This is a genomic window from Amycolatopsis acidicola (genome assembly GCF_007713735.2).
In the GTDB taxonomy this organism is placed as follows: domain Bacteria; phylum Actinomycetota; class Actinomycetes; order Mycobacteriales; family Pseudonocardiaceae; genus Amycolatopsis_E; species Amycolatopsis_E acidicola.
The window spans coordinates 1-18,554 of sequence record NZ_VMNW02000128.1 but is presented as its reverse complement, the minus strand read 5'-3'; the positions used below and the strand labels follow the sequence as shown (position 1 = coordinate 18,554).

Genomic DNA, 18,554 nt, shown 5'->3' with positions numbered 1-18,554 from the left:
GGCATACCAAGCGCGACACTCACGCCCCCAGCCTACTCACTGAAGCCGGATGGGGTTCACGATGTCAGCCGTCACGGTGAGCAGCGTTACGGCGCCGCCGACGAACACGAGAACCATCGTGATGGCGGACAGCTTCGTGTAGTCGACCGGCCCGCCCGCGGCCTTGCCGCGCAGCCCGCGCACCCAGTCCCGCACGCGCTCGTACCAGGTCACCGCGATATGCCCGCCGTCAAGCGGGAGCAGCGGCAGCAGGTTGAACACGCCGACGAAGAAGTTCAGGCTCGCCAGCAGGATCAGGAACAGCGGCCATAGTCCGGCTTCGACCGCTTCGCCGCCGATCCGGCTCGCGCCGACCACGCTGACCGGGGTGTTCGGGTCGCGCTCGCCGCCGAAGATCGAGTGCACCACGGCCGGGATCCGCTCCGGGAACTCCAGCAGCCTGTCCCAGGTCTGGGCGAACATGTCGGCGGTGAACATGCCGGCGCCGCCGAACGCGCTGACCGCGTTGTAGTGCAGGTAGGTCGGGAAGCCGACGCCGATGGTGCCGACCTTGACGATCTTCGTCGCGCCCTGCGAGCCGCTGCTGGTGTCGGAGACCGGGCGCTCGACCTGCGCCACGTTGATCGTCAGGTGGATCAGCTGGCCGTCGCGCTTGACCTCGAAGTCGACCGGGCCGGACAGCGGCTGGATCTTCGCCGTGACATCGGAATAGGTCTTGGTCTCCGTGCCGCCGACGGCGACGATCTCGTCACCGGGCTGGAGGCCGCCGGCCTTCGCCGGCGCGACGGTCGCGCCCGTGGACTGGCAGTTCGGGTTGAGGACCTGATCCTCGGTGGTGGCGTTCTGGACGCAGTCGGCCACCGTGGCGATCTGCGCCTTGCCGATCATGGCGTTCGGCAGGCCCATGGTGCAGGCCATCAGGTAGAGCACGATGAACCCGAGCAGGAAGTGCGTCACCGAACCGGCGGCCAGCACGATCGTGCGCTTCCACGTCTTGAACCGCCACATCGCGCGCGGCGCCTCGTCCGGCGTCACCTCGTCGAGCGCGGTCATCCCGGCGATGTCGCAGAACCCGCCGAGCGGGATCCACTTGACGCCGTACTCCGTCTCGCCGCGGCGGAACGAGAAGACCTTCGGCCCGAAGCCGATGAAGTAACGCCGGACCTTCATGCCGAAGGCCTTCGCGCTGAGCATGTGTCCCGCCTCGTGCAGCGCGACGGACACGCAGATGCCCAGCGCGAACAGCACGACTCCGAAAATGTAGGCGAGCACGCCCTAGTTCCTTCCGGTCGTCTCGGTGGTTTCGGCCGCGCGGGCCCTGGCCCACTCCTCCGCGGCGAACACGTCCTCCAGGTCACGGGGGTCCCGGCGCCAGCCGTCGGCAGCCTGGAGCACCCTTTCAATAGTGTCCACGATGGACGTGAAGCGGGTGTTCTGCGTCAGGAACGCCTCGACCAGCACCTCGTTGGCCGCGTTGAAGACCGCCGGGAGCAGCCCGCCGACGGTGCCGGCGTGCCGGGCCAGCTCCACCGCCGGGAAGGCCACGCTGTCCAGCGGCTCGAACGTCCAGGCCGTGGCCTTGTCCCAGACGCACGCGGACGCGGCGCCGGGCACCCGGTTCGGCCAGTCCAAGGCCATCGAGATCGGCAGCCGCATGTCCGGCGGGCTGGCCTGTGCCAGTGTCGAACCGTCGGTGAAGGTGGCCATCGAGTGCACGACCGACTGCGGGTGCACGACCACGTCGATCCGGTCACAGGGCACGCCGAACAGCAGATGCGCCTCGATCAGCTCGAGGCCCTTGTTGACCAGCGTGGCCGAGTTGATCGTGACGAGCTTGCCCATCGACCAGGTGGGGTGCGCGAGCGCGTCCTCCACCGTGACGTCCGTCAAGGCCTCGCGGGCGCGGCCGCGGAAAGGACCACCGGAAGCGGTGAGCACGAGCCTGTCCACCTCTTCGGCCCGGCCGCCGCGCAGGGCCTGCGCCATCGCGGAATGCTCGGAGTCGACCGGGACGAGCTGGCCGGGCTTGGCGGCCGCGAGCACGAGTGGGCCGCCTGCGATCAGCGATTCCTTGTTCGCCAGCGCCAGCTTCGCGCCCGTCTCCAGCGCGCGCAGCGTCGGGGCCAGGCCCTGTGAGCCGGGCAACCCGTTGAGCACGACGTCCACCGGGACAGCGGCGATCAGCTCCGTCACGGCGTCGGCACCCGCGAAGATGCGCGGGAGACGGAACTCACCTCTGGCGTAGCCGCGCTGCTGCGCCTCCGTGTACAGCGCCAGCTGCAGGTCCTCGACCACCGTCGGCCTGGTCACGGCGATGGCGTCCACCTGGTGCGCGAGCGCCTGCGCGGCGAGCAGGGCCGGGTCGGAACCGCCGGCGGCGAGCCCGGCGATGCGGAAGCGATCGGTGTTCCGGGCTGCCACGTCGAGGGCCTGCGTGCCGATCGATCCCGTGGAACCGAGCACGAGGACGGTGCGAGTCGTGTTCATCACCACCATTGTCCCGAACCGCCCGGCGCGGGTTCGCGCCGCATGTGGGATTATCCCCAGTGCAGGTGAAGACAGGGCGTGGAGGAGAGTTCGCGGTGGCTACCAAGGCGGTCGAAAAGCGGCAGAAGGCCGAAGCGCAAAAGGTCGACCCCCGTGACGAGCCGTCGGCCGAATGGGGCTGGCACGGGCATTTCCCGAAGGCCACCCGGATCGCCGGCTGGTTCAGCGCGTTCGTGCTGCTCGTGATGATCTACAACAACCACGAGAACAACACCGAGAACGTGTGGCTGATCGGCCTCGCCGCCGCTCTGGTCATCCTGCTGCTGATCGACCTCAAGCGGTCGCGCACCGCCTGGAGGCGTTGAGCCCGGGACGAAAAGGGCCGCGGACCCGGCTGGGTTCGCGGCCCTTTTTCATTCGTCCACAATGGACTCGTCAGGTTTTCAGCCTTCGGCGGCCAGCTGCCCGCAGGCGGCGGCGATCTCCTGGCCGCGGGTGTCACGAACCGTGCACGCCACTCCCCCGGCGTTGACGCGGCGCACGAACTCCCGCTCGACCGGCTTCGGCGACGCGTCCCACTTCGAGCCCGGCGTCGGGTTCAGCGGGATGACGTTCACGTGCACCAGCTGGTTCAGGTGCTTGCGCAACCGCTTCGCCAGCAGATCCGCCCGCCACGGCTGGTCGTTGATGTCGCGGATCAAGGCGTACTCGATCGACACCCGGCGCCCGCTCGTGTCCGCGTAGTACCGCGCCGCTTCGAGCACCTCGTCCACCGACCACCGGTTGTTCACCGGCACCAGCGTGTCCCGCAGCTCGTCGTCCGGCGTGTGCAGCGAAACCGCAAGGCGCACCTGCATCTTCTCGTCCGCCAGCTTCCGGATCGCGGGCGCGAGGCCGACCGTGGACACCGTGACCGAACGCTGCGAGATCCCGAGCCCGCCGGGCGCGGGATCGGTGATGCGGCGGACCGCGGCCACGACGCGCTTGTAATTCGCCAGCGGTTCGCCCATCCCCATGAAGACGATGTTCGACAGCCTGCCGGGTCCGCCGGTCATCGTGCCGTCGCGCATCACCGCGGCCGCGGCGCGCACCTGGTCCACGATCTCCGCGGTGGACAGGTTCCTGTCCAGCCCGCCCTGACCCGTCGCGCAGAACGGGCACGCCATCCCGCAGCCAGCCTGGCTGGAAATGCACAACGTGGCCCTGTCCGGGTAGCGCATCAAAACGCTCTCCAGCAGCGTGCCGTCGTGAGCGCGCCACAGCGTCTTGCGCGTCGTGCCGTCGTCACACGCCAGCGCGCGCACCTCCGTCAGCAGCGGTGGCATCAGCTCGCCGACCAGCCGCTCCCGCGAGGCCGCCGGGATGTCCGTCATCGCCTCCGGGTCGACCGTCAGCCGGGAGAAGTAGTGGTTCGACAGCTGTTTGGCACGGAACGGCTTCTCACCGAGCTCGGCGACCGCTTCGGCCCGCTCGGCGACGGTGAGGTCGGCGAGGTGCCGCGGCGGCAGGCCGCGGCGAGGTGCTTCGAAGACCAGAGGGAGGGCAGTCATAACCGCTCAAGTGTCTCATGACCTGCGGAGTTGCGTTCCGACTGTTTCCGATATATCGTAAGCATGTCGGGACACAACGAGATGTCTCGGCGAACATCGACAAGAAGGAGAAAGATCATGAGAAGGCATCCCTTCCCCCCTGGTCCGGAAATGCGCGGGGCGTTCGGTCCCCGCTCGCGCGGCGGGTTCGGCGAGTTCCCGCCCGGTTGGGGTCCTGGTGGCCCCGGAGGTCCCGGCGGCCCGTTCGGCGGACCGCGTGGGCCCATGCGTGGTCGTCGCGGCGGCCGTCGCGGACGGCGCGGTGACGTGCGCGCGGCCGTGCTGGCCCTGCTGGCCGAGCAGCCGCGGCACGGCTACGAGATCATTAGTGAGATCGCCGAGCGCAGTAACGGTTTCTGGCGCCCGAGCCCGGGTTCCATCTACCCGACGCTGCAGCTGCTCGCCGACGAAGGCCTGGTCGTGAGCCGGGACGAAGGCGGCAAGAAGCTGTTCGAGCTGACCGACGAAGGCCGCGCCGCCGCCGAGCGACACGAGGGCGCCCCGCCGTGGGAACTGATCGCGGACGAGGTCGACCCCACCGAGGTCAACCTGCGCAAGGCCGGCGCCACGCTGGCGGCAGCCGCGATGCAGGTCTCCCAGGCCGGCACGCCCAGCCAGAAGAAGCGCGCGGTCGAGGTCCTCAACGAGGCCCGGCGCTCGCTCTACGGCATCCTCGGCGAGACCACTTCCGAGGACGACGAGGAAGACGAGTGATCAAGCAGCACGATGCCGGTGGGCTTTTCGCGGACAAGGACCCGGTAACCCACCGGCATCGTGTACCCGTCGGCAGCGGAACCGTTGTCGCGTAAGACCTCCTTGATGGCCGCGGCGGCCACGGCTGGGCTGAACTCGATCTTCAGCACGGCTTCCAGGTCCGCGCGGCAGGCGAACCGCCAGCGCGTGTCCACCCTGCGACAGCGAAAACCCTGGCGGTGAAAGAACTTCTCCACCGCGGCCGGGTCGTAATGAGGCAGATCCGCGCGCATCCAGCGCCCGTAGGGCCCGGCCGTGGCGTCGAGGTCGACGATCACCAGTTTGCCGCCCGGCCGCAGCACCCGGTCCGCCTCGCGCAGCCCCGGATCGCAACCGGGGCCGAAGAAATACGCCGTCCGCGCGTGCACGAGATCGACGCTGGCGTCCGGCAACGGCAGCCGTTCGGCGGAACCGCTCAGCGTCCGTACCGTGGTCAGCTCTTGCGTCCGTTGCCGGGCCCGGCGCACCAGCGGCTCATGCGGCTCGACGCCCACGACGGACTTCGCCCCCGCCGCGAACCGAGGCAGGTGGAATCCGTCCCCACAGCCGACATCGGCCACATCGCGGCCGGTCCAGTCCGCTTCCTCCGCCAGCACGCGCCAGATCTCGTCACCGGCGTCCTGCGCCCTGTTCTCGATCTCGTAGACGCCGGGGTGGTACCAGATGTTCGGACTCGGCACGACGCCCGCGTCGCGGGAGAGCGCTTTCAGCCCGCGACGGGCGGCGTTCCACATCCGCCGAGTGTACGACGCGTAACACCGAAACGATCTCCTGTTCGCCTTAGACTGAGGTACCCGGGACAGGAGGCACCATGGCACTCGGCCCGTCGGTCATCCGCTCGACACTCCCCTCCGGTATTCCGTGCTGGATCGAGCTGGCCACCTTCGACGAGGACAGCGCGCAGCGGTTCTACAACGAGCTGTTCGGCTGGAAGTACACGCTGAACCGCGATCCGGCGACGGCCACCGGGAGATATTCGATCGCGTCCCTCGGCGAAGCCGACGTGGGCGGCATCTACCGCGCCGGGGCGAACCAGCCGAGCCTGTGGACCATCAACGTTTCGGTCAGCAACACCGCGACGGCCGCGGAATGGGTCACGCACCTCGGCGGCACCATCACCCTCGGGCCGGTCCAGCTGCCCGACCGCGGCAGCATCCTGCACGCGACCGACCCGTCAGGCGCGCCGATCGTGTTCTGGCAGCCCGAGAACTGGACCTTCACCACCGGGGTGCCCGGCACGTTCGCGACCGCCGACCTCAACACGCACAACGGCGAAGCGGCGGACGGCTTCTTCTGCCGCCTCTTCAACTACACGTCGCGGCAGATCGGCGACCCGCGCGGCGTGGACTACGCCGAGTGGAGCCTGGATCAGGAGCCCGTGCTCTACCGCTACGTGATGGGGTCGGAGTATCCGCCGGATACCCTGCCGCACTGGATGATCTACTTCGACGTGGACCCGGCGCGCGGCACGGACGCGACGGCCGGGCACGCCCTGATGCTCGGCGGGCGCGTGGTCCTCGATCCGTACGACACCCCGTGGGGCCGCATGTCGGTACTCGCCGATCCCTGCGGCGCGGTGTTCTCGATCGTCGATCGCACGCAGCGGCAAGGAGAATGGGGCCGGGCGGAAGTGGACGACCCCTACGACGACTGAAGCCCGGCTAAGCCACGAACGCTGTCAGCAGCACCCACGACACGACGGCCGACGGCAGCAGTGAATCCAGGCGGTCCATCAGACCGCCGTGGCCGGGCAGCATGGTGCCCATGTCCTTGATGCCGAGATCCCGCTTGATCAGCGACTCCACGAGATCGCCCAGCGTCGCGGTCAGCACGATCGCGGCGCCGAACAGCACGCCCTGCCAGGCGTGCGCGTCCAGCAGGAAGCTGAAGGTGAGCGCTCCGGCGGCGATACCCGCGACGAGCGAACCGCCGAACCCTTCCCAGGACTTCTTCGGGCTGATCGACGGCGCCATCGGATGGCGGCCCTTGAGCACGCCTGCCGCGTAGCCGCCCGTGTCGGACGCGACCACGCCGATCATGAACGTGAGCACCCGCGCCGCGCCGTCCGACGGCGGCACCATCATCGCCGCGAACGCCCCGCACAGGGGCAGGTACGCGGCGGCGAACACGGTCGCCGAAATGTCCCGCAGATAACCTTCGGCACCACCCGGCAGGCGCCACAGCAGGCACGCGAGCATGGTGAGCGCGAACGCGACAAGGGTGCCGCTCAGGCCGAACGGCCAGGTCAGCCAGACCATCGCCTGGCCGCCGACGAGCAGCGGGATCAACGCCAGCTTGATCCCCGCCGCCCGGCGCAGCGCCTGCGCGAACTCGATCGTGCCGACCGCCATCGCGACCCCGATGATCCCGATGAACAGGAACCGCACGGTCAGCAGCGAGACCAGGACGGCCGCGCCGAGCACCAGGCCGACCCCGATCGCCGCCGGGAGGTTCCGGCCGGCCCGCGACGGTTTCTTCGCCGGTTCCGCGGGCTCGTCCGGCTCGGGAGAAGACATCGGTATCGGCGCCTTCTCGCGTTCTTCGCTCACCTGGGCCATCAGACCTCGAGTAGCTCGGCTTCCTTGTGTTTCACGAGCTCCTCGACCTGGTTCACGTAGCTGTCGGTGAGGTTCTGCAGCTCCTTCTCGGCGCGCGCGACCTCGTCCTCACCGGCCTCGCCGTCCTTGGCGATGCGGTCCAGCTCCTCCTTGGCCTTGCGCCGGACGCCGCGGATGTGCACCTTCGCGTCCTCGCCCTTGCCCTTGGCCATCTTCGCCATCTCGCGCCGCCGCTCCTCGGTCAGCTGCGGGATCACGATCCGGATGATCTGCCCGTCGTTGCTCGGGTTCACGCCGAGGTCGGAGTCGCGGATGGCCTTCTCGATGGCGCCGAGCTGCCCCTGGTCGTACGGCTTGACGATCGCCATCCTCGCTTCGGGGATGTTCACGCTCGCCACCTGGTTGAGCGGCATCGTCGAGCCGTAGGCCTCGACCACCACGCGGGAGAACATCGACGGGGTGGCCCGGCCGGTCCGCACCGACGACAGATCCTCCTTCGCGAAGGACACCGCTTTTTCCATCTTCTCCTCGGCGTCGAGGAGGGTCTCGTCGATCACGGCTACTCCCGTTGTCTCTCAGTTGTCTCCTGCGATCCCACCAGGGCTAGGCGTCCGGCCCGACAGTGGGGGTGCTGACCAGCGTGCCGATCCTCTCACCACGCACCGCGCGCGCGATGTTCCCCTCGGTGAGCAGGTTGAACACGATGATCGGCATGTTGTTGTCCATGCAGAGGCTGAACGCGGTCGCGTCGGCGACCTTGAGACCCCGCTCCAGCACCTCGCGATGGGTGATCTCGTCGAACATCTTCGCGCTCGGGTCGCTCTTCGGGTCGGCCGTGAACACGCCGTCGACGGCCTTGGCCATCAGCACGGCCTCGCACCCGATCTCCAGCGCGCGCTGCGCGGCGGCGGTGTCCGTGGAGAAGTACGGCATCCCGACGCCGGCGGCGAAGATGACCGCGCGCCCCTTTTCCAGGTGACGCTCGGCGCGGCGCGGAATGTAGGGCTCGGCGACCTGCCCCATCGTGATGGCGCTCTGCACCCGCGTGGGGATTCCTTCCTTTTCCAGGAAGTCCTGCATCGCGATGCAGTTCATCACGGTGCCCAGCATGGCCATGTAGTCTGCGCGGTCACGGTCCATTCCCCGCTGGGAGAGTTCCGCGCCGCGGAAGTAGTTACCGCCGCCGATGACCACCGCCATCTGCACGCCGGTGCGGACGACGTCCGCGATCTGCACGGCAACCGAGTGCACCACGTCGGGGTCCACGCCCAGCGAACCGCCGCCGAGCATCTCGCCGCCGAGCTTCAGCAGTACCCGCCGAAAGCCGTCCTGCGCCCCCTGCCGGGAAGCCACCCCCACCTCAGTCACGCCCGCCTCACCTCCGCTGGGTACCGCTCTGCCCAAAAGTCCTCGTTCGTAACCGTGCCCCGTCCCCGATTCTCCGGAGACGGGGCACGATACGCGTCAGCCGCGAGGGCCTACTGCTGGCCCACTTCGAACCGGGCGAACCGGGTGACGGTCACGCCCGCCTCGTCGAGCAGCTGCTTGACGGTCTTCTTGTTGTCGGTCACCGAGGGCTGCTCGAGCAGCACGGTGTCCTTGTAGAACGCGTTGACCTTGCCTTCGATGATCTTCGGCAGGGCCTGCTCGGGCTTGCCCTCGTTCCGGGCGGTCTCCTCGGCGATGCGCCGCTCGTTGTCGACCAGCTCGGCCGGGACCTGCTCGCGGGTCAGGTACTTCGGCTTCAGCGCCGCGATCTGCAGCGCCGCGCCGCGGGCCGCGTCAGCGCTGTCACCGGTGTACTCGACCAGCACGCCGACGGCCGGCGGGAGGCCGGCGCCACGGCGGTGGAGGTAGGTCTCGACGGTGCCGTCGAAGGAGGCGACCCGGCGCAGGACGAGCTTCTCGCCGATCTTCGCGGCGAGCTCCTGCACGGCGTCGTTGACGGTCTGGCCGCCCTCGATCTCGGCAGCGGCCAGCTTCTCGACGTCGTCGGTGCGGGCGGTCTTGGCCGCCGCCACGATCTTGTCGGCGAGCTGCTGGAACTGCTCGTTCTTGGCGACGAAGTCGGTCTCGGAGTTGAGCTCGATGAGCACGCCGCCGTCGCCGGCGACGAGGCCCTCGGCGGTGGCGCGCTCGGCGCGCTTGCCGACGTCCTTGGCGCCCTTGATGCGCAGAGCCTCGACGGCCTTCTCGAAGTCGCCGTCGCTCTCCTCGAGCGCCTTCTTGCAGTCCATCATGCCGGAGCCGGTGAGCTCGCGGAGACGCTTCACGTCAGCCGCGGTGTAGTTCGCCATCGTGCGCTTTCCGTTCCCTTCGGGAAAGTCAGGGCCCGGCGGCCGCCGGCGAAGACGGCCGGCCGGGGCTGGGGTCGATCAGGAAGAGGTGGTCTGCTCGGCGGGCTGGCCGCCTTCGTTGCCGGCGAGGAGTTCCTTCTCCCACTCGGCCAGCGGCTCGTCGGTCGCGACGCCCGGCTCGGGCTTGTCCTGGCCCTCCGGAGCCGAACCGTTGCGGCCCGAACGGGCGAGCAGGCCGGCGGCGGCCGCCTCGGCGACGACCTTGGTGAGCAGCGCGGCCGAGCGGATCGCGTCGTCGTTGCCCGGGATCGGGTAGTCGACCTCGTCCGGGTCGCAGTTGGTGTCGAGCACCGCGACGACGGGGATGTTCAGCTTGCGCGCCTCGCCGACGGCGATGTGCTCCTTCTTGGTGTCCACGATCCACACGGCGGAGGGCACCTTCGCCATGTCGCGGATACCGCCGAGGGTCTTCTCCAGCTTGTCCTTCTCGCGGGTCAGCGTCAGGATCTCGCGCTTGGTCAGGCCCTGGAAGCCGCCGGTCTGCTCCTGGGACTCGAGCTCCTTGAGGCGCTGCAGCCGCTTGTGCACGGTCTGGAAGTTGGTCAGCATGCCGCCCAGCCAGCGCTGGTTCACGAAGGGCATGCCCACGCGCTGGGCCTCGGCCGCGATCGCTTCCTGGGCCTGCTTCTTGGTGCCCACGAACATGATCGTGCCGCCGTGCGCGACGGTTTCCTTGATGAACTCGAAGGCACGGTCGATGTAGGTCAGCGTCTGCTGCAGGTCGATGATGTAGATGCCGTTGCGCTCGGTGAGGATGTAGCGCTTCATCTTCGGGTTCCAGCGCCGGGTCTGGTGCCCGAAGTGCACACCGGAATCGAGCAGCTGCTTCATGGTGACGACGGCCATGGCCGGATTCGCACCTCTTCTGTCTTGAGCGCGCCGGGTGCGACCCGGCACGCATGGTCGGTTTGTCGCCGCCGGCCGGGTGACCGGAGGCCCTGGTGCAGTGCCGGTGCCCGGACCCCGTGTCTCCACGGGGACCGCCGGGCGCCGTGTGTCCCACCGCCTGATACCGCCTGATGGAAATGTGGGACATGCACGTACACGCGAAGTCGACCTGTGCCAGCACAGGCCGCGCGAACAGTGTACGCCCAGGCCCGGCGCGGTTCACCACGGGCGACTCGATGGCGGTGACTTGTCCACACCACCCCGGTTGTCCACAGGCCCGCCAACTTTTTCACCACCCGGGCCCCAGCCAGGCCAAGCTGGACCAGTGACCATCCTGATCCGCCTGGCGCTGACGTTCCTGCTGCTAGCGGGATCGCTGGCGGCTTCGCCGCGCGCACTGGCCCAGAGCGCCGAGCCCCGCTTCGCCTGGCCGCTGTCGCCGGCACCGCAGGTGACGCGGACGTTCGACGCGCCGGAGAGCCCGTACGGCCCTGGGCACCGAGGCGTGGACCTGGCCGCAGCGCCAGGCCAGCAGGTCCTCGCCGCCGGGCCGGGTGTCGTGGTGTTCGCGGGCCAGGTGGCCGGCGCAGGCGTCGTCTCCATCGACCACGACGGCGGCCTGCGCACCACGTACGAGCCGGTCACGCCCCTGGTCGCGGCGGGCGCGCAGGTGTACGGAGGTCAGCCGATCGGGACGGTCAATCCGGGGCATCCCGGTTGCAGCGTCGCGGCCTGCCTGCACTGGGGCGTCCGGCGGGGCGAGGAGTACCTGGACCCGCTGGCCCTGATCCGGACGGAGTCCGTGATCAGGCTGAAGCCGTGGACCCTGCCCTCCGACGCGGAGGTACGCCCACCCGACGAGCCCCCTTGATACGGCCCACCGATCCGAGTGCCACCCGCTCACCCCACCAGGCGAGCCCTGCGTGCCGTGCCTTGCCTTGCTTCGGTTTCGGCCCGGCCGCCGCTTCGGCCCTGGCCCCTGCTTCGGCCCTGGCCCTGGCTTCTGCTTCGCCCCCGACCCCCGGCTTCGGCCTTGGCCCAGGCTCTGGCCCAGGCTCCGACTCCAGCTCCGGCTTTGGCTCCGACTCTGGCTCTGGCCCGGCTCCGGCTCTCGCTCCGGCTTCACGCCCGGCTCCGGCCTTGGCTCCGGCTCCGGCTCCGGCCCTGGCTCCGGCTCCGGCCCTGGCTCCGGCTCCGGCTCCGGCTCCGGCTCCGGCTCTCGCTCCGCTCCGGCCCCGGCTCCGGCTCCGGCTCCGGCTCCGGCTCCGGCTGAAGCCTGCCCCGATCGCCCTGCACCCACCACGCCCCGCTAGATCCCGTGCCGCACTGGACCGCGTGCCCCAATCGGCACCGCAAGGAGGACACCACGCACCTATCACCGCGTTCGCGAGCACGCGTCTCCGCGTTCACGAGTTCGCGCTTTCGTCCAGGCTCAGACCCCGGCCTGTTCGGTGAGCCGAGCCCGCAGCCGCAGGACGGCCCGAGTGTGCAGCTGGCTCACCCGTGATTCGGTGACGCCGAGGACCTTGCCGATTTCGGCGAGGGTGAGGCTTTCGAAGTAGTAGAGGCTGACCACGATCCGGTCCCGCTCGGTCAGCTGCGCGATCGCCTCGGCCAGCTGCCGCCGGTTGTCCCGATCGACCAGAACGGCCACCGGGTCCACGGCGTCGTCGTCGGGCAGGGTGTCGACCAGAGATCCGCTGTCCTTGCCTGCCGAAACGAGGTCTTCCAGCGCGACCACGCTGGTCAGGCGAAGCTGGCCGTAGAGGTCGCGGAGCTCGTCGAGGCTGATCTCGAGCTCGAGGGCCAGTTCGGTGTCGGTCGGAGTGCGGTGAAGCCGCGCGCCGAGGCGTTCCAATGCCCGTTCGGCCTCACGGAGGCGGCTGCGGACCACCCGGGGCACCCAGTCCTGGGAGCGGAGGTCGTCGAGGATCGCGCCTCTGATGCGCTGCATCGCGTAGGTCTCGAACCGGAGCCCGCGTTCGGGGTCGAACTTCTCGATGGCGTCGATCAGGCCGAAGATGCCTGACTGGACGAGATCGCCCACGTCGACGTGGGTCGGCAACCCGGTGCCCACCCGCCCGGCGACGTACTTGACCAGGGGGGCGTAGTGGAGCACCAGCCGTTCTCGCAGCCGCTGGTGCGGCTTGGCCCGGAATTCGAGCCACAACGCGTGAATCGCCGCGTCAACGTCGTTCACCGCCGCCCCCGCCGAGGCCGTTGCTGTTTCCGTCCCCGATCCTGGCGCCTCGGCGGCGACCTCGCCAGTTGAGTCCGCGCTGGTCCCGCCGGACACCGCGTCACGCGCACCCACGGCCACGTTTTCGCCCGGTGATCCACCCGTTTCGCCCAGCCCCGCGGTCGCGGCGCCCTCGCCAGCCGCGTCCACGTGGGCCGGTGCGCCGTCGCCACGCGCGGCCGTGTCAGCCGACGCACCGTCGCCACGCGGCGCCGTATCGACGGGTGCACCGTCGCTGCGCGCGGCCATGTCGGCGGGCGCACCGTCACCAGGCGCGTCCGTGTCGGTGGGTGCGCCGTCACCAGGCGCGGCCACGTCAGCCGATGCACCGTCGCTGCGCGCGTCCGTGCTGGTGAGCACACCGTCGCCACGCGCGGCCATGCTGGCGGATGCACCGTCGCTAGGCGCGGCTGTGTCCACCGGTGCACCGTCGCCGGGTGTGTCGAAGCGGCCGGCTTCCGGGTTCGCGAGCTTGCCGGTGCGCTTGTCCGCATCGGTACCGGATACCTGCCCTGCCGCATTCCCGGCACGGCTCATCGCCGTCTTGGTCGCGGTTCCCCCTTTGCCGCCGACCGCACTGTTCTTGGCCCCCTCGGCCACATCGCCCCCGCTGTCGTCAACCGGCACCATCGCGGCACCGCCGACCACCACTCCCCCGACGCGGTTGGTCACTCCCTTTCGGCCGTCCCCAGCGGCGACGTCCGACTCCTCGAACCTGCCGGACGCAGCCTCCACACCGGCCGCATCCTTCCGAGCGCCGCCCCCATCGGCCAGCGCACCGGGCACATCCACTGCCGAGTCTGCCGTATCGCGCTTTCCGGCCTCGTCCGCAGTCCCCACCGGACCTGATCCCTGCCGGGAAATTTCCTCGGCAGGCAGACCTTCGCCCTCCCGATGACCATCCTCAGTAGACCCACCGGCATGGCCGTTCGAAGATACGCCGAGACGACCACTCGGGTCGCTACCCGAGCGGTCTGCGTCCATGCGTCGCAAATCGGCCGTCACAGGACGGCCGTTCTCGGCAGCGGGCTCAGTTCGGTCTCCGGGCTCGTTAGCGGTCGGTCGCGGCAAAGACAACTCCTCGAGACCCGCCGCACCGCGCCCGAGTTCATCGGGCGCGCGGGTGGGCTCGATCATGAATCGCCTTAAGCCGCTCGACTGTCACATGAGTGTAGAGCTGCGTTGTCGCAAGCGTAGCGTGACCGAGCAATTCCTGAACGCTGCGGAGATCGGCGCCGCCCTCCAGGAGATGCGTCGCCGCGGTATGCCGCAGCCCATGTGGCCCCATATCCGCGGCACCGGGCACCGAACCAACGGCCTCGTGGACCACCCGCCGCACCGCGCGCGGATCGAGCCGGCCACCACGGATCCCCAGGAAGAGCGCCGTGGCGTGCGGTTTCGACGCGGACTCCACCAGCGCCGGCCTGCCCTCGTCCAACCAGCTGCGCAAGGCCTTGTCGGCAGGCACGCCGAAGGGCACCACACGTTCCTTGCCACCCTTGCCGAGCACCCGCACGACCCGGCTCCCGAGATCTACGTCGCCGAGATCGAGTCCACAAAGCTCGGACACCCGAACCCCGGTGGCGTAGAGCAGCTCGAGTACGGCGTGGTCCCGCAACGCTTCGGGGTCCAGTTGAACCGCACCGGCACTCGATGCCTTCAAGACGCTGCCGGCCTCATCCGTCCGGAGCACCGCGGGCAGGGGCCGATGCGTGCGCGGCGCGACCAGCCTCGCACCTGGATCCGAATCGAGCGCACCTTGCCGCCGGGCCCAAGCCGTGAAGGTCCGCGCCGCGGCCGAACGGCGGGCCAGAGTCGTCCGGCTGGCACCGCCCGCATGCAGTTCCGCCAGCCAGGCGCGCAACGCCGCCGTGTCCAGTCCCTGCAAAGCCGTGCGGCTATCAGGATTCCTGCCGTTCTCATTCGGCACTCCGTGCAGGAATCCCAGTAGGGACACGATGTCGCCCACGTAGGCGCGCACAGTGTGCTCGGAAAGTCCGCGCTCGAGCCCAAGATGGCGCTCGTATTGGTCCACCAGCGCGCCTGCCTCGGGCGGCAGCTCCGCGCGGACAAGCCGGAGGTCGATCCGGCTTTCGGACGTTTTCCGGGCAGCCATGTTCACACCGCCGTCGTCTCGTCAGGCGACTTTCCGCTCCCCGCACCGTGTGTTCGCGGCACGAACGCACGTTCGCCCGTCGTGCAACCGAGAGTGGACCGGAACATGCTCTTCACGCTGGGCGAAGTGGCACCGTTGGTCAAGCATCGCCACACCGCCATCGCCTGCGTATCGCATCACCTCCCCGCGTCTTACCGCGCTGACAGCCGGCGATCATGCGGTCTTCTGTGATTTCTTCACGACCGGGCTCAGTTGCCACCCGCTTTCGCCACGCTGCGCGAAGGCCTCCAACTCCAGCGCCGGCAGAACGGCCCGGACTCGCGGCACGGGTACTCCTGATTCGGCCGCGATCTCTTCGACGGACTTGCCCTCTCGCTTCTCGAGCGTTTCGTGAACCCGTAGCGCGTCCGAACCGAGGCCGTCGGTCGGGCGTCGAGACTTGCTCTTCTCGGCGGGCTGCGTGCCCAGCTTGCCGACCACATCCATGATGTCGCCGACCGAAGAGACCAGCGTGGCCGCCGAGTCCCGGATCAGCTCATGACAGCCAGCGGAAAGCCTCGATCCGACAGGACCCGGCACGGCCATCACGCTCTTCCCGAGCACTCCGGCCGTGGTTGCGGTGTTTCGCGCTCCGCTGCGCTGCGCCGCCTCGACAACGACCGTGCCCTCGGTCAAAGCGGCGATCAGTCTGTTCCGGACGAGGAAACGATGCCGGGCAGGCGGCGTCCCAGGTGGATATTCACTGACCACGAGACCACCTTGATCCGCGATACGAGACAGCAAGCCGGTGTGTGAAGCCGGATACCCCGTGTCGATCCCACAGCCGAGAAAAGCCGCGGTCAGCCCTTCCGCGGACAAGGCGCCGCGGTGCGCCGCGCCGTCGATTCCGTAGGCAGCGCCGGAAAAGACAGCCATCCCGTGGCCGACGAGACCATAGGCGAACTCGCCGGCCAGGCTCTCCCCGTAGGCGGTTGCCGCGCGGGCGCCGACGATGGCGACCGCGGAACTCGCTGCCTCGTCGAGCCGCGGCTGGCCTCGAACCCACAGCGCCAGCGGAGTCACGGCACTGCGCACTCCCCGCCGCTCGGCGTTTTCCAGGGAGAGCAACGGCCACGCCGGCCATTCCTCGTCCTCCGGGATGACAAGTCGGATTCCTCTTCGTTTTGCTTCGACGAGGTCCTGCTCGGCTTGGTCCACCTCCCGGCGGGCTGTGGTCTCCTGCACCACACGCGGTGGGCACTGTCCTTTTCGGACCAGTTCGGCAGCGGTCACGGGGCCGACCTCGTTGACGAACGCGACGAGGGCGGCCGCGGGCGGTTCCGCTACGCGGGCGAGGTATGCCCGCGCGAGATGTAATTCGTTCATGACGGCCTCCGAGCCGGAAAATCGCAGTGATGAAAGGCCGTGGGCGTTCAGGGAGTAACGCAGGCGCAGACGGCGCTCGCAACGACAGGGCGAAAGGCCTGCCGGAGGGCGCTCGAAGTCGTGCGGGAATTCGCTTACGCGGCGCCTCGATCGCGGAATTCGAGTGCGGCGGCGACGTGATCGGGCTCCGGGCGTGATGCCTTGGCGAGGTCGGCGAGTGTCCAAGCTATGCGAAGGCATCGGTCGGCTCCCCGGGCAGTGAGGAAACCGCGCTCGAGACTGCGGTCGACCAATGCGGTTGTCTTGAGGGGCAAGGCGAACTCACGCCGCAACGCCGGACCCGGCACCTCGGCGTTCGTGCGCCAACCGTGTTCCGCCCAGCGCGCGGCAGCCCGCTCCCGCGCGCCGATTACTCGCTTGCGCACCACTTCGGTGGCCTCGGTGGTGCCGTGCTCGTGAGTGGTCATTGCCGTGATCGGCCGCATTTTGACGCGGATGTCGACCCTGTCGAGCAAGGGGCCGGACAGCCGGGCCAGGTACCGACGACGCGCCCACGGCGTGCAGGTGCAGTCGCTCTCTCTCGGGGGTGCGCAAGGACAAGGGTTTGTCGCCAGGACCAACTGGAAGCGCGCGGGATAGCAGACCGAGCCCTTGGAACGGGCGATGCGGACTTCGCCTTCTTCCAGCGCCGTCCGAAGAGATTCCAGGACCGCCGTGTTGAACTCGCAAGCCTCGTCCAGCAACAGAATCCCGCGATGCGCCTGACTGATGAGCCCTGGCGACGCCATCCCGCTGCCACCACCGATCAGCGCCGCGACGGAAGCGGAATGGTGTGGCGCGACGAAGGGCGGGATCTTGATCAGCGGGGAGGCGCGGGACAGCGACCCGTGCACGGACCGCACGGCTGTCACCTCCAGCGACTCCTCCGGAGACAGGACCGGCAACAGACCCGGCAACCGTTTGGCGAGCATGGTTTTGCCGACGCCGGGCGGCCCGGTGAGCAGCAAATGATGCCCGCCCGCCGCCGCGACTTCCAACGCCCAGCGGGCCTCGGGCTGGCCTACGACGTCGGCCAGATCAGGCACGTCATCAGGCGGACTCGAAGCCGAGGGCTCCGGCTCGCTCAGGACATTCTCGCCCTGCAGCCAGGCTATGACGTCTTGCAGGCGGGTTGCTCCGAACACGTCGAGCCCGTCGACGAGCGCGGCCTCGAACAGTGAATGGGCAGGCACGACGGCGCGCTTCATGCCCGCCTTTCTGGCCGCCAGCAAGCCGGGCAGGAGACCGCGGACTTCGCGGATCCGGCCGTCCAGCGACAACTCACCGAACAGCACCGTGCCCATCAGCCTGGCGGAGGGCACCCGCTCGGCGGCGACGAGTACCGCGATCGCGATGGCCAGGTCGTACCCGGACCCGAGCTTGGGGAGGTTCGCCGGGGACAGCCCCAGTGTGAGCTTCTCCCCCGGCCACGGTTGGCCGGAATTGCGGACCGCTGAGCGGACTCTGTCCTTTGCCTCGCGCAGACCGGCATCGGGCAGGCCGACGAGCTTCATCCCGGGCATTCCGCCACCGAGATCGGCCTCCACCTCGATCAGCCTGCCGTCTATCCCGATCAGGGCGACCGACCAGGTGTTCCCCATCGGCATCAGAACGCTCCCGGGTAATGCCGCAGGCACATGGCGCCGGGAGGCGCGAGCACGATTGCGATCACATCGAATCGGACCGTGCACCAGTTGACGCAATGCGCGCTGAGCCACTGGCCGGTTATGCGGCGGATGCGCGCGACCTTGGCCGGGGTGACCGCCTCGGTGGGGTCGCCGAACCGGTCGCCTGCTCTGGTCTTGACCTCGCACACGACCAGCGTGTTGCGATCGGTGACGACGAGGTCGAGCTCGCCTTCGCGACAACGCCAGTTCCGGGACAGCACGATGAACCCCTGCTTCTGCAGATACCGGGCGGCCATCTGCTCGCCTCGGCGCCCCAGATCGAGGTGCGGCGCCGTCGGCGGCCTGGCCGCGGTGAGGACCGCAGCGTCGTTCATTTCGAACCCCCAGTGTCGAAATCTTCGCGTCCCCGAAGACGCTGCCAGGTTCACGACCCCGGGGCCAGACGGAATTCTCCTGCCTGTGGACAACCCACCCCATGTGGACAACTGCTGGGGCTGGCTGCGGGATGAGGGGGTGAGCGGGGCGCCGGTGGGGC

18 protein-coding genes are annotated in these 18,554 nt (G+C 69.1%); 4 read left to right on the top strand and 14 right to left on the bottom strand.

Annotation, left to right across the window (positions count from 1 at the left end; all coding sequences use genetic code 11):
- Positions 1-36: 36 nt before the first annotated feature.
- Positions 37-1,272 (bottom strand): M50 family metallopeptidase, encoded by a 1,236-nt coding sequence (locus tag FPZ12_RS42245; RefSeq protein WP_144760007.1) that lies wholly within the window; start codon positions 1,270-1,272, stop codon positions 37-39.
- A gap of 3 nt (positions 1,273-1,275) precedes the next feature.
- Complete coding sequence (gene dxr, locus FPZ12_RS42240; protein WP_144760003.1) at positions 1,276-2,487, bottom strand: 1-deoxy-D-xylulose-5-phosphate reductoisomerase; 1,212 nt, start codon at positions 2,485-2,487, stop codon at positions 1,276-1,278.
- A gap of 95 nt (positions 2,488-2,582) precedes the next feature.
- Between dxr and FPZ12_RS42235 the strand changes: the two genes are divergently transcribed.
- Positions 2,583-2,852, top strand: coding sequence for a DUF2631 domain-containing protein (locus FPZ12_RS42235; protein ID WP_144760000.1), 270 nt, complete (start codon positions 2,583-2,585; stop codon positions 2,850-2,852).
- Positions 2,853-2,930: 78 nt separating this feature from the next.
- Here the strand turns inward: FPZ12_RS42235 and rlmN are convergent, their stop codons facing one another.
- Positions 2,931-4,037 (bottom strand): dual-specificity RNA methyltransferase RlmN, encoded by a 1,107-nt coding sequence (gene rlmN, locus FPZ12_RS42230; RefSeq protein WP_144759997.1) that lies wholly within the window; start codon positions 4,035-4,037, stop codon positions 2,931-2,933.
- Positions 4,038-4,301: 264 nt separating this feature from the next.
- Between rlmN and FPZ12_RS42225 the strand changes: the two genes are divergently transcribed.
- Positions 4,302-4,790, top strand: a complete 489-nt coding sequence (locus FPZ12_RS42225) for a PadR family transcriptional regulator (protein WP_243770309.1) — start codon at positions 4,302-4,304, stop codon at positions 4,788-4,790.
- Here FPZ12_RS42225 and FPZ12_RS42220 read toward each other — a convergent pair.
- Positions 4,739-5,563: a class I SAM-dependent methyltransferase gene (locus tag FPZ12_RS42220; RefSeq protein WP_144759994.1), complete on the bottom strand. Its 825-nt coding sequence runs from the start codon at positions 5,561-5,563 to the stop codon at positions 4,739-4,741. The genes FPZ12_RS42225 and FPZ12_RS42220 overlap by 52 nt on opposite strands.
- A gap of 77 nt (positions 5,564-5,640) precedes the next feature.
- On the opposite strand from FPZ12_RS42220, the gene FPZ12_RS42215 reads away from it, so the two are divergent.
- Entirely contained in the window at positions 5,641-6,483 is an 843-nt protein-coding gene (locus tag FPZ12_RS42215) for a VOC family protein (protein ID WP_144759991.1), read from the top strand.
- Between the two features lie 7 nt (positions 6,484-6,490).
- On the opposite strand, the gene FPZ12_RS42210 is transcribed toward FPZ12_RS42215, so the two are convergent.
- The 5 genes from FPZ12_RS42210 to rpsB form a co-directional block, all read right to left on the bottom strand.
- Positions 6,491-7,387, bottom strand: coding sequence for a phosphatidate cytidylyltransferase (locus FPZ12_RS42210; protein WP_144759988.1), 897 nt, complete (start codon positions 7,385-7,387; stop codon positions 6,491-6,493).
- On the bottom strand, positions 7,387-7,944 hold the full coding sequence (gene frr, locus FPZ12_RS42205; protein ID WP_144759985.1) for a ribosome recycling factor: 558 nt from the start codon (positions 7,942-7,944) through the stop codon (positions 7,387-7,389). Before frr ends, FPZ12_RS42210 begins: the two co-directional genes overlap by 1 nt.
- A 46-nt stretch (positions 7,945-7,990) precedes the next feature.
- Positions 7,991-8,746: a UMP kinase gene (gene pyrH / locus FPZ12_RS42200; protein ID WP_279537871.1), complete on the bottom strand. Its 756-nt coding sequence runs from the start codon at positions 8,744-8,746 to the stop codon at positions 7,991-7,993.
- A 119-nt stretch (positions 8,747-8,865) separates the two neighbouring features.
- Positions 8,866-9,684 (bottom strand): translation elongation factor Ts, encoded by an 819-nt coding sequence (tsf, locus tag FPZ12_RS42195; RefSeq protein ID WP_144759982.1) that lies wholly within the window; start codon positions 9,682-9,684, stop codon positions 8,866-8,868.
- A gap of 78 nt (positions 9,685-9,762) precedes the next feature.
- The gene (gene rpsB / locus FPZ12_RS42190) at positions 9,763-10,590 is read right to left on the bottom strand and encodes a 30S ribosomal protein S2 (protein WP_144759979.1); all 828 of its coding nucleotides are present in this window, start codon (positions 10,588-10,590) and stop codon (positions 9,763-9,765) included.
- A 400-nt stretch (positions 10,591-10,990) separates the two neighbouring features.
- On the opposite strand from rpsB, the gene FPZ12_RS42185 reads away from it, so the two are divergent.
- Positions 10,991-11,503 carry a M23 family metallopeptidase gene (locus FPZ12_RS42185; RefSeq protein WP_243770310.1) on the top strand — a complete coding sequence of 171 codons (513 nt, stop codon included), beginning with the start codon at positions 10,991-10,993 and terminating at the stop codon, positions 11,501-11,503.
- A gap of 561 nt (positions 11,504-12,064) precedes the next feature.
- On the opposite strand, the gene FPZ12_RS42175 is transcribed toward FPZ12_RS42185, so the two are convergent.
- The 5 genes from FPZ12_RS42175 to FPZ12_RS42155 form a co-directional block, all read right to left on the bottom strand.
- The gene (locus FPZ12_RS42175; protein WP_424923701.1) at positions 12,065-13,120 is read right to left on the bottom strand and encodes a FliA/WhiG family RNA polymerase sigma factor; all 1,056 of its coding nucleotides are present in this window, start codon (positions 13,118-13,120) and stop codon (positions 12,065-12,067) included.
- 859 nt (positions 13,121-13,979) lie between these two features.
- Complete coding sequence (locus FPZ12_RS42170; protein ID WP_144762187.1) at positions 13,980-14,987, bottom strand: tyrosine recombinase XerC; 1,008 nt, start codon at positions 14,985-14,987, stop codon at positions 13,980-13,982.
- Between the two features lie 213 nt (positions 14,988-15,200).
- Positions 15,201-16,352, bottom strand: a complete 1,152-nt coding sequence (gene dprA, locus FPZ12_RS42165) for a DNA-processing protein DprA (protein ID WP_144762183.1) — start codon at positions 16,350-16,352, stop codon at positions 15,201-15,203.
- Positions 16,353-16,486: 134 nt separating this feature from the next.
- A complete protein-coding gene (locus FPZ12_RS42160; protein WP_144762180.1) occupies positions 16,487-17,998 on the bottom strand; it encodes a YifB family Mg chelatase-like AAA ATPase in 1,512 nt (503 codons plus the stop codon).
- On the bottom strand, positions 17,998-18,393 hold the full coding sequence (locus FPZ12_RS42155) for a YraN family protein (RefSeq protein ID WP_144762177.1): 396 nt from the start codon (positions 18,391-18,393) through the stop codon (positions 17,998-18,000). Before FPZ12_RS42155 ends, FPZ12_RS42160 begins: the two co-directional genes overlap by 1 nt.
- Positions 18,394-18,554 lie beyond the last annotated feature (161 nt).

Excerpts from the sequence above, each read along its gene's own strand:
- FPZ12_RS42170 (WP_144762187.1), bottom strand. The coding sequence starts at position 14,987 with ATGGCTGCCCGGAAAACGTCCGAAAGCCGGATCGACCTCCGGCTTGTC.
- rpsB (WP_144759979.1), bottom strand. The coding sequence starts at position 10,590 with ATGGCCGTCGTCACCATGAAGCAGCTGCTCGATTCCGGTGTGCACTTC.
- dprA (WP_144762183.1), bottom strand. The coding sequence starts at position 16,352 with ATGAACGAATTACATCTCGCGCGGGCATACCTCGCCCGCGTAGCGGAA.
- tsf (WP_144759982.1), bottom strand. The coding sequence starts at position 9,684 with ATGGCGAACTACACCGCGGCTGACGTGAAGCGTCTCCGCGAGCTCACC.
- FPZ12_RS42160 (WP_144762180.1), bottom strand. The coding sequence starts at position 17,998 with ATGCCGATGGGGAACACCTGGTCGGTCGCCCTGATCGGGATAGACGGC.
- FPZ12_RS42210 (WP_144759988.1), bottom strand. The coding sequence starts at position 7,387 with ATGGCCCAGGTGAGCGAAGAACGCGAGAAGGCGCCGATACCGATGTCT.
- FPZ12_RS42220 (WP_144759994.1), bottom strand. The coding sequence starts at position 5,563 with ATGTGGAACGCCGCCCGTCGCGGGCTGAAAGCGCTCTCCCGCGACGCG.
- FPZ12_RS42175 (WP_424923701.1), bottom strand. The coding sequence starts at position 13,120 with ATGGCCGCGCGCAGCGACGGTGCACCCGTCGATACGGCGCCGCGTGGC.
- rlmN (WP_144759997.1), bottom strand. The coding sequence starts at position 4,037 with ATGACTGCCCTCCCTCTGGTCTTCGAAGCACCTCGCCGCGGCCTGCCG.
- FPZ12_RS42215 (WP_144759991.1), top strand. The coding sequence starts at position 5,641 with ATGGCACTCGGCCCGTCGGTCATCCGCTCGACACTCCCCTCCGGTATT.
- FPZ12_RS42155 (WP_144762177.1), bottom strand. The coding sequence starts at position 18,393 with ATGAACGACGCTGCGGTCCTCACCGCGGCCAGGCCGCCGACGGCGCCG.
- dxr (WP_144760003.1), bottom strand. The coding sequence starts at position 2,487 with ATGAACACGACTCGCACCGTCCTCGTGCTCGGTTCCACGGGATCGATC.
- FPZ12_RS42225 (WP_243770309.1), top strand. The coding sequence starts at position 4,302 with ATGCGTGGTCGTCGCGGCGGCCGTCGCGGACGGCGCGGTGACGTGCGC.